General features: G+C 69.3%; 9 protein-coding genes. 2 read left to right on the top strand and 7 right to left on the bottom strand.

Going from position 1 to position 8,377, the window contains the following annotated elements:
* The first annotated feature begins 322 nt into the window (after nucleotides 1–322).
* On the top strand, nucleotides 323–802 hold the full coding sequence (locus tag E2493_RS19390; RefSeq protein WP_135090188.1) for a hypothetical protein: 480 nt from the start codon (nucleotides 323–325) through the stop codon (nucleotides 800–802).
* Between the two features lie 6 nt (nucleotides 803–808).
* On the opposite strand, the gene E2493_RS19385 is transcribed toward E2493_RS19390, so the two are convergent.
* The 6 genes from E2493_RS19385 to E2493_RS21405 all read right to left on the bottom strand — a co-directional run bounded on the left by E2493_RS19385 (nucleotide 809) and on the right by E2493_RS21405 (nucleotide 5,998).
* A complete protein-coding gene (locus tag E2493_RS19385) occupies nucleotides 809–1,522 on the bottom strand; it encodes an aspartate/glutamate racemase family protein (protein WP_135090186.1) in 714 nt (237 codons plus the stop codon).
* A 654-nt stretch (nucleotides 1,523–2,176) separates the two neighbouring features.
* Nucleotides 2,177–3,634, bottom strand: coding sequence for an NAD(P)(+) transhydrogenase (Re/Si-specific) subunit beta (locus tag E2493_RS19380; RefSeq protein WP_135090184.1), 1,458 nt, complete (start codon nucleotides 3,632–3,634; stop codon nucleotides 2,177–2,179).
* 217 nt (nucleotides 3,635–3,851) lie between these two features.
* The gene (locus E2493_RS19375) at nucleotides 3,852–4,136 is read right to left on the bottom strand and encodes an NAD(P) transhydrogenase subunit alpha (protein WP_135090182.1); all 285 of its coding nucleotides are present in this window, start codon (nucleotides 4,134–4,136) and stop codon (nucleotides 3,852–3,854) included.
* Between the two features lie 3 nt (nucleotides 4,137–4,139).
* Nucleotides 4,140–4,727 (bottom strand): endonuclease domain-containing protein, encoded by a 588-nt coding sequence (locus tag E2493_RS21970; protein WP_225421598.1) that lies wholly within the window; start codon nucleotides 4,725–4,727, stop codon nucleotides 4,140–4,142.
* Nucleotides 4,724–5,851 carry a Re/Si-specific NAD(P)(+) transhydrogenase subunit alpha gene (locus E2493_RS19365; protein WP_135090178.1) on the bottom strand — a complete coding sequence of 376 codons (1,128 nt, stop codon included), beginning with the start codon at nucleotides 5,849–5,851 and terminating at the stop codon, nucleotides 4,724–4,726. Before E2493_RS19365 ends, E2493_RS21970 begins: the two co-directional genes overlap by 4 nt.
* A gap of 9 nt (nucleotides 5,852–5,860) precedes the next feature.
* Complete coding sequence (locus E2493_RS21405; protein WP_167737642.1) at nucleotides 5,861–5,998, bottom strand: aa3-type cytochrome c oxidase subunit IV; 138 nt, start codon at nucleotides 5,996–5,998, stop codon at nucleotides 5,861–5,863.
* A gap of 154 nt (nucleotides 5,999–6,152) precedes the next feature.
* Here E2493_RS21405 and E2493_RS19355 point away from each other — a divergent pair, with 154 nt between their 5' ends.
* Nucleotides 6,153–7,610: a sigma-54-dependent transcriptional regulator gene (locus E2493_RS19355; protein WP_135090174.1), complete on the top strand. Its 1,458-nt coding sequence runs from the start codon at nucleotides 6,153–6,155 to the stop codon at nucleotides 7,608–7,610.
* A gap of 82 nt (nucleotides 7,611–7,692) precedes the next feature.
* Here the strand turns inward: E2493_RS19355 and E2493_RS19350 are convergent.
* A partial coding sequence (locus tag E2493_RS19350; protein ID WP_135089760.1) for an IS3 family transposase occupies nucleotides 7,693–8,377 on the bottom strand: 685 nt, incomplete at its 5' end.

Below are 8,377 nucleotides of genomic sequence, written 5' to 3'. Positions count from 1 at the left end.
GGGGGGGCGTCGGAAGATCCTCCCCGCTCGCGGGGAGGGTCTCCGGGCCCGGAACCCTTCTACCCTCCCCCTCGAGGGGAGGGGGACCGCGCGAAGCGCGGTGGTGGGGTGTCAGCCTCTTCGACCTACTCTGCCGGGGAGGAGACGCTGACACCCCTCCGTCGCGCTGACGCGCGCATGAGCAGGCCCGCCGTGCCCCCGGCACGGCTGCGGCTCGCGGGGCGAGCCGCACCGGCTCATCCCCTTGCAGGGGAGGATGTTCAGCGCCGGTCAATTTCGGCGGGCGCAGCGTCGGGATCGGCTTCAACGCGAGGAGAGACCGATGCGCACGATGCTGCTTGCGGCGGCCGCGATGCTGGCGGTGCTGCCGCCCTCCCCGGCGCCGGCCTGCGCCTGCGGCAAGCTCGCGCCCGGCGGCCAGCGCCTGGCGGGCGCGACCGCGATCGGCCCGGGCACGACGATCGTTCCGATCCGGCTGCGCAGCGGCGCGGCGAGCCCGACGCGGCCGGTGCTGGTGATCGAGGGCCTGGGCTACGCCCGTCCGCCCGCCGCGCTCTACAGGCTTCGGCTGCGCGGGCCCGACGGACGCACCGCGCCGCTCGGCGTGATCAATTTCTACAACGAGACCGCGCCCGACGCGCCGCACCAGCCCCGTTTCGCCTTCGACGCGGCCGATGCGCTCGACCGGATCGGCGGCGAGGCCGACGCTTTGCTGTTCGAGGCGACGAGCGGGGTCACCGGCGTGGCGCCGGATCCCGAGGCGCGGGTGCGGTTCGAGCGGCTGTCGCTCGAGCGCCGCTGAGCGGGCTCAGGCCGCCGCGGCGACCTTCTCGCCCTGGAGGATCCACTCGACCGCCGCCTTGGCGTGCAGCGCCGTGGTGTCGTAGACCGGCAGGACGTTGGCGCCCGGATCGACGAGCAGGACGAGCTCGGTGCAGCCGAGGATCACCGCCTGCTGGCGCGCCTTGCCCATCTCGGTCAGACACGTCTTGAGGCGGCGCTCGGACTGGCGCGAGATCTGGCCCCTGGCGAGCTCCTCGAAGATGATCCGGTCGATCTCCTGGGCGGTGACCGCGTCGGGCGTGGTGACGGCGATGCCCTTCGCCTCCAGCCGCTCGCGGTAGAAGGTCTCGCCCATGGTGAAGCGGGTGCCGATCAGCCCGGCGCGCTGGACTCCGTCGGCCGCCAGCCGCTCGGCGGTGACCTCGCCGATGTGGAGGATCGGCACGCGCACTGCCCTGGAAACCTGGTCGTAGGTCTTGTGCATGGTGTTGCTGGCGAGGAGGATGCCCTCGGCGCCGGCCTGCTCGAGCCGGCGGGCGGACTCCGCCATCATGTCGCCGAGCCGGCCCCATTCGCCGGCCGCCTGAAGCGCCGCGATCGGGGCGAAATCCACGCTGTCGAGCAGCAAAGGCGCCGATGCGAGCCCGCCCAGGCGGCGCGCCACGCCCTTGTTGATCTGCTCGTAATACATCGCGGTCGAGACCCAGCTCATCCCGCCAATCAAGCCCAGCTTGCGCATGTCCGCTTACCCGTCCCACCAAAGCGATCCCGCCGCGATCGGCGGCGTCCTGGGGTCCAGCGATTAACCATCTCCCCAACCCTATGATAGCGGGATATTACCTAAAGGTGCGGCGGGCTGCCGGAAAAGAACGACGCCGCGGAGAACGGGCTGCCGTGCCCATCTTCACCGGCGACGAACCCCGCTGACCTTCCAGCCTCGGCGCGGCGCGGGTGCCGTCCGTTTCACGCGAAGGGCGTGACGGGCGCCAAGGGCGCGAAGCGCCAGCCGGGCCCAATCCGGAATGCGGCTTGCTCCCGGGATCCGAAGGCGCTTCGCACCCTTGCTTCTTCCTCGCGCCCTTCGCGCGAAACGACAGGCTCTCCGCCCGGGACGACCGTCGAATTTCCGCGACGCCGCGAAGATCACGACGCCACGAAGGGAGCCGCCATTGTCCGTCATTCCGGTGCAGGCCGGATCTCAAGCCGGAAGAGACATCGGGATCGATGGCGCGCGCCAGTTGGGGTTGCGACCACTCTCGCCGAGATTCCGCCGGAATGACGGGCTGGAGCGAGCTACCCCAGGGATTTGACGAGATCGTCAAGTCAGCTAGGCTCCCCCGGAGCCTAGCCAAGAGACTTGACGAGATTGTGAAGGGGTAGCTCCCCCCGGGAGCTACCCTAAGGACTTCACAATCTCCTCGACCATCTTCTTGGCGTCGGCGAGGAGCATCATCGTGTTGTCGCGGTAGAAGAGCTCGTTGTCGACGCCGGCATAGCCCGCGCCGCCCATCGAGCGCTTGATGAACAGCACGGTCTTCGCCTTTTCGACGTCGAGCACCGGCATGCCGTAGATCGGCGAGCTCTTGTCGGTCTTGGCGGCCGGATTGGTGACGTCGTTGGCGCCGATCACGAAGGCGACGTCGCTGCGGGCGAATTCGGAATTGATGTCCTCGAGCTCGAACACCTCGTCATAGGGGACGTTGGCCTCGGCGAGCAGGACGTTCATGTGGCCGGGCATGCGGCCGGCGACCGGGTGGATCGCATATTTGACGCTCACCCCCTCCTTCTTGAGGAGGTCGCCCATCTCGCGCAAAGCGTGCTGGGCCTGGGCGACCGCCATGCCGTAGCCGGGGACGATGATCACCTGCTCGGCCTGCTTCATCAGGAAGGCGGCGTCCTCGGCCGAGCCGCGCTTGTAGGGCCGGTCGATCGCCGCCCCCGCGCCGCCCGCGACCGCGGCGTCGCCGCCGAAGCCGCCGGCGATCACCGAGAGGAAGCTGCGGTTCATCGCCCGGCACATGATGTAGGAGAGGATCGCGCCCGACGAGCCGACCAGCGCGCCGGTGATGATCATCGCGCTGTTCTGAAGGGTGAAGCCCATCGCCGCCGCCGCCCAGCCCGAATAGGAATTGAGCATCGAGACGACGACCGGCATGTCGGCGCCGCCGATCGGGATGATCAGCAGGAAGCCGATCAGGAAGGAGAGCCCGGCCACCGTCCAGAACACGAAGGGGCTCTGGTCGGTGGTGAAATAGGCGATCAGGCCGAGGATCAGCGCGATCACGCCGAGGTTGATGACGTGGCGGGCGGGCAGCAGGATCGGCTTGCCCGACATGTTGCCGTTCAACTTGAGGAAGGCGATCACCGAGCCGGAGAAGGTGATCGCGCCGATCGCCGCGCCGAGGCCCATCTCGATCCGGCTGACCGGATTGATCACGCCGTCCGCGGCGATTCCAAAAGCGTCGGGGTTGAGATAGGCGGCCGCGGCGACCAGCACCGCGGCGAGACCGACCAGGCTGTGGAAGGCGGCGACCAGCTGCGGCATCGCCGTCATCGCGATCCGCCGGGCAGTGGTGAGGCCGATCACCGCGCCGATCGCGATCGCGCCGCCGATCAGCCAGAGAGTGTTCCAGTCGATCGGCGCGTGCCATTCGATCGGGAAGTCCTCGGCCCGGGTCGGGTAATAATGGAGCAGGGTGGTGACCAGGGCGATCGCCATGCCGGCGATGCCGAAACGGTTGCCGCGGCGGCTGCTCTCCGGGCTGGAGAGGCCGCGCAGCGCGAGGATGAAGAACACGCCCGCGACCAGATAGGCGAGCGCGACCCAGGCCGGGAGGGCGGCACCGTGCATCAGTGGCTCTCCTTCCGGGCCGCGGGGATGAGCCGGTGCGGCTCGCCCCCGGCGAACCGCAGCCGCGCCGGGGGCACGGCGTGCCTGCTCATGCAGGAGCAGGTTTGCGGAGGTGTCTCAGCACGGGAGAATCCAGCCGGCCGATGATACCCCTCCGTCGGCCCTTCGGGCCGCCAACGCCCGTTCAAGGGGAGAATTGCCAGCGCATGGGCGGCCATCACCGGCGCTCCTTCTTCTTGTACATCGCCAGCATCCGCGCCGTCACCGCGAAGCCGCCGAAGATGTTGATGCTGGCCAGCACCACCGCGAGCAGGCCGAGCCACTTCGCCCCCGGCACCCCCGCAGCCGCCGCCGCGATCAGCGCGCCGACGATGATCACCGACGAGATCGCATTGGTCACCGCCATCAGCGGCGTGTGCAGCGCCGGCGTCACCGACCAGACGACGTAATAGCCGACGAAGCAGGCGAGGACGAAGATCGACAGGATGGTGATGAAGTCCACTGACTAATCTCCAGTCCGGAGGGGCGCATCAGGGGATCCTCCCCGCTTGCGGGGAGGGGGACCACGCCGCTGAGCGGCGTGGTGGAGGGGGTTCGTCGCCCGCTCGGCGATCCAAGACGTGACGCTCACCGGGTCGGCGAGAATCTCGGAGGCTGCAACGTGCAGGACCGTCATCCCTCTCTCTTCGAGGGACGCGTCGCGCAACAGGTCGCGTTCAGCGCCGGTGCCCTCGTGAGCAGCACCATCGACTTCCACGACGAGATGCGCCTGCGCGCAGTAGAAATCTGCGACATAGGGCGCCACCGCATGTTGGCGTCGAAACTTGAGACCGGCAGGTCGCTTGCGCAACTCCCGCCAGAGCAGGACCTCGGGGAGACTCATCTGCTTGCGCAGCCGACGGGCCGTGTCGACAGCCGGCCTCTGGCCAGATGAGGAGCCCCCTCCACCGCGCTTCGCGCGGTCCCCCTCCCCGCGAGCGGGGAGGATCGGCCTCTGGCCAGATGAGCCACCCCCTGCACCCCGCGGCTGCGCCGCGTGGTCCCCCTCCCCTCTGGCGGGGAGGATCCGGAGTGGCTGCGCCCTCGCCCTCACCCCTTCAGCCTTTCGCTGACGACCTGGCCGCCGCGGGTCAGGCGGACGCCCTGGACGATCTCGTCGTCGTCGGGGAGGATTACGCGGTTCGCCTCCTTGTCCCAGAAGGCGCTGAGGAAATTGTAGAGGTTGCGGGCGTAGAGGGCGGAGGCGTCGGCGGCGAGGCGGCTGGGCACGTTGCGGTGGCCGACGATGCGGACGCCGTGGCGCTCGACGATCGCGCCGGGCATTGCGCCCTCGACGTTGCCGCCCTGCTCGACGGCGAGATCGACGATCACGCTGCCCGGCCGCATCGTCGCGAGTTGGGCGTCGCTGATCAGCCGCGGCGCGGGCCGGCCGGGGATCAGGGCGGTGGTGATGACGATGTCCTGCCTGGCGATGTGGCTCGACACCAGCTCCGCCTGCGCGGCCTTATATTCGTCCGACATCTCGGTGGCGTAGCCGCCCGAGCCCTCGCCCTCGATGCCGGCGACCTTCTCGACGAAGATCGCCTTGGCGCCGAGGCTCTCGATCTGCTCCTTCGTCGCGGCGCGAACGTCGGTCGCCGAGACGATCGCGCCGAGCCGCCGGGCGGTGGCGATCGCCTGCAGGCCGGCGACGCCGACGCCCATGATGAAGACGCGCGCGGCCGGAATCGTGCCGGCGGCGGTCATCATCATCGGCAAAGCGCGGCCATATTCGGCCGCGGCGTCGAGCACCGCCTTGTAGCCGGCGAGGTTCGACTGGGAGGAGAGGATGTCCATCGACTGGGCGCGGGTGATGCGGGGGACGAACTCCATCGCCAGCGCCTCGAGCCCGGCCGCGGCATAAGCGTCGATCCGCGCGCGCTGGCGAAACGGATCGAGCGCGCCGACGACCAGCGCGCCGGGCGCCAGGCCGGCGAGCGCCTCCGGCTCCGGCCCCTGGACCGCGAGCACCGCATCGGCGCCGGCGAGCATCGCCTCGCGCGGGCCGACGGCGGCGCCGGCCGCCTCGTAATCCTGATCGGGGATCGAGGCCGACGCGCCCGCGCCGGCTTCGACATTGAGGGTGGCGCCGAGCGCCACCAGCTTCTTCACGGTCTCCGGCGTGGCGGCGACCCTTCGCTCGCCCTCAGTTGCTTCCTTGAGGACGGCGATCTTCATGAGCTTGCCTCAGTTCGCGATGATGAGGACGACCAGGGCGGTGATCACCGCAGCGGCGATCGTGCCCCATTTCAGCAGCGCCACAAAGCGGGAATATCCCTGTGCGTGAACAGCGGTTTCCTTTTCGAGGTCCAGCTCGGCGGCCATTCTTGATCCTTTGCGTGACGTGCGATTGCGTGGCGCTTCTGTAACAAGAGAGCACGGCCCGCCCAAGCCCCCAAATACGCGCGATCCCGGCGCGCGATTAATGCGACCTTTACTCCCTTTCCGTAATGGCTTGGGCTCTTGAGAAGGGGAGTCTATGCGGCCCGATCCGACGCGCTGCCTGTTGCTTATCGACGACGAGCCCGCCCAGCGACGGCTGGTGACGGCCATCGGCGCACGCGCCGGCTGGTCGGTGCGCGGGGCGCCGGACATCGAGAGCGCCGCCGCCATCCTCGCCGAGACCGAAGGGCCGCCGATCGACGCGATCCTGCTCGACCATTGGCTGCCCGGCGACGAGGGCACGCGGCTGATCGAGCAGATCCGCGCGCTGAAGCCCGAGCTGCCGCTGCTCGTCATGACCGCCCAGACCTCGGTCGCGGTGGCGGTCGAGGCGATGCGCGCCGGCGCCAACGATTTCCTCGTGAAGCCGATCGCGCCCGACCGGATGCTGAGCGCGCTCAACGCCGCTACCGACCGGCGCCAGCGCAACGGCGAGCTCCGCCCGCTGTCCGAGAAGATTTCCCAGCCGCTCGCCTTCGACGAGATCGTCGGATCGGCGCCCCAGTTCCGCGCCGCGATGGCGATCGCCGCCAAGGCGGCGCGGGCGCGCGTCTCGGTGCTGATCGAGGGCGAGAGCGGATCGGGCAAGGAAGTGATCGCCCAGGCGATCCACACCGCCTCCCCGCGCGGCCGCAAGCCGATGATCACGGTCAATTGCGGCGCGATCCCGGCCAATCTCGTCGAATCGGTGCTGTTCGGCCACGAGAAAGGCGCCTTCACCGGCGCGTTCGACCGCCACATCGGCAAGTTCGAGGACGCCGACGGATCGACCCTGTTCCTCGACGAGGTCGGCGAGCTGCCGCTCGAGACCCAGGTCAAGTTGCTGCGCGCGCTCGAGACCGGCGAGATCCAGCGGATCGGCGGCCGCACCATCCAGATGGTCGACGTGCGGATCATCGCGGCGACCAACCGCCGGCTGATCGACGAGATCGCCGCCGGCCGCTTCCGCGAGGATCTCTATTACCGGCTGAACGTCGTCCACGTCGACATTCCGCCGCTGCGCGCCCGTGCCAGCGACATTCCGCCCCTCGCCCGCCATCTGCTCGGCCGCATCGCCGAGCAGCCCGGCATGCGCCACCTGTCGATCACCGACGATGCGCTCGCCGTGCTGATGCGCTACGGCTGGCCGGGCAACGTCCGCCAGCTCCAGAACGCTCTGTTCCGCGCCGCCGTGCTGTGCGAGGGCAATGCGCTGACCGCCGCCGATTTCCCGCAGATCGCGCAGGAATCGAGCCTCAGCCGCCGCGCCGACGATTATCACGGCCGGGCGCTGAACGGCGCGTCGCAGAGCGCGGCGCTGAGCAGCGGCCCCGGCATCACCCTGTACGGCGACGACGGCAACCTGCGCTCGCTCGACGAGATCGAGGCCGACGTCATCCGCCTCGCCATCGGCCATTACCGCGGCCGGATGACCGAGGTGGCGCGCCGGCTCGGCATCGGCCGCTCGACCCTCTACCGCAAGCTCGGCGAGCTCGGCATCAGCGACGCGGCCTGAGCCTTCTGCCGTCACCCTTTCGGTGACGGCGGCGCGGCGCGGATGTCCTCCTGGAGTGCACCCCCTCGGTGAGACAAAAAGCTTAGACACAGATTGTTGTGCCTACCGCTATCGGCTGCGCCGCATGCGGCGGAGCCGATAGCAATCGATTGTCGCGTTCGAATGCCGCCGGTGACCGGTAGGCCAGGGCGGAATGCAGTCTCTGGCGGTTGTAGACCTCCTCGAGGAAGATGGCGATCCGCGCCTCGACGTCGGCCTGATCGCGATAGCAGCGGCCGTCGACCTCCTCGCGCTTCAGCGTGCGCATGAAGCTCTCCGCCATGGCGTTGTCCCACGGGCAGCCGGCGCGGCTCATGCTCGGCTGGATCCCGGCCGCGGTGAGGCGCTCGACATAGGCGGTGCAGGCATATTGGATGCCGCGGTCAGAGTGGTGCACCAGTTCGCCAGGCGCGATCGCCCGGGCGGCGAGCGCCATGTCGAGCGCCGCGAGAGCCAAGTCAGCTTTGAGATGGTCCGCCAGCGCCCAGCCCACCACGCGGCGGCTCCAGGCGTCGAGGATCACGGCGAGATAGACGAAACCCTCCGCCAGCCGCACGTAGGTGATGTCGGCCACCCACAGCTGGTTCGCGCCCGTGGGCATCATCTTGCGCGCCAGATTGGGGTAGACGCTGAAACGATGCCGGCTGTCGGTCGTCGGCGGACGGAACGTGCGCCCGGTGATGCACAGCAGATTGTCGGTCTGCCGGAGGCGCTGCACGCGCTTGTGA

The sequence above is a fragment of the Sphingomonas parva (ex Maeng et al. 2020) genome (assembly GCF_004564275.1).
GTDB lineage: Bacteria > Pseudomonadota > Alphaproteobacteria > Sphingomonadales > Sphingomonadaceae > Allosphingosinicella > Allosphingosinicella parva.
This window is presented reverse-complemented; position numbering and strand designations above follow the sequence as displayed.

Bases quoted from the DNA above. Each gene is read 5' to 3' on its own strand.
- E2493_RS19390 (WP_135090188.1), top strand. From the start codon at position 323: ATGCGCACGATGCTGCTTGCGGCGGCCGCGATGCTGGCGGTGCTGCCG.
- E2493_RS21405 (WP_167737642.1), bottom strand. From the start codon at position 5,998: ATGGCCGCCGAGCTGGACCTCGAAAAGGAAACCGCTGTTCACGCACAG.
- E2493_RS19380 (WP_135090184.1), bottom strand. From the start codon at position 3,634: ATGCACGGTGCCGCCCTCCCGGCCTGGGTCGCGCTCGCCTATCTGGTC.
- E2493_RS19365 (WP_135090178.1), bottom strand. From the start codon at position 5,851: ATGAAGATCGCCGTCCTCAAGGAAGCAACTGAGGGCGAGCGAAGGGTC.
- E2493_RS19355 (WP_135090174.1), top strand. From the start codon at position 6,153: ATGCGGCCCGATCCGACGCGCTGCCTGTTGCTTATCGACGACGAGCCC.
- E2493_RS19385 (WP_135090186.1), bottom strand. From the start codon at position 1,522: ATGCGCAAGCTGGGCTTGATTGGCGGGATGAGCTGGGTCTCGACCGCG.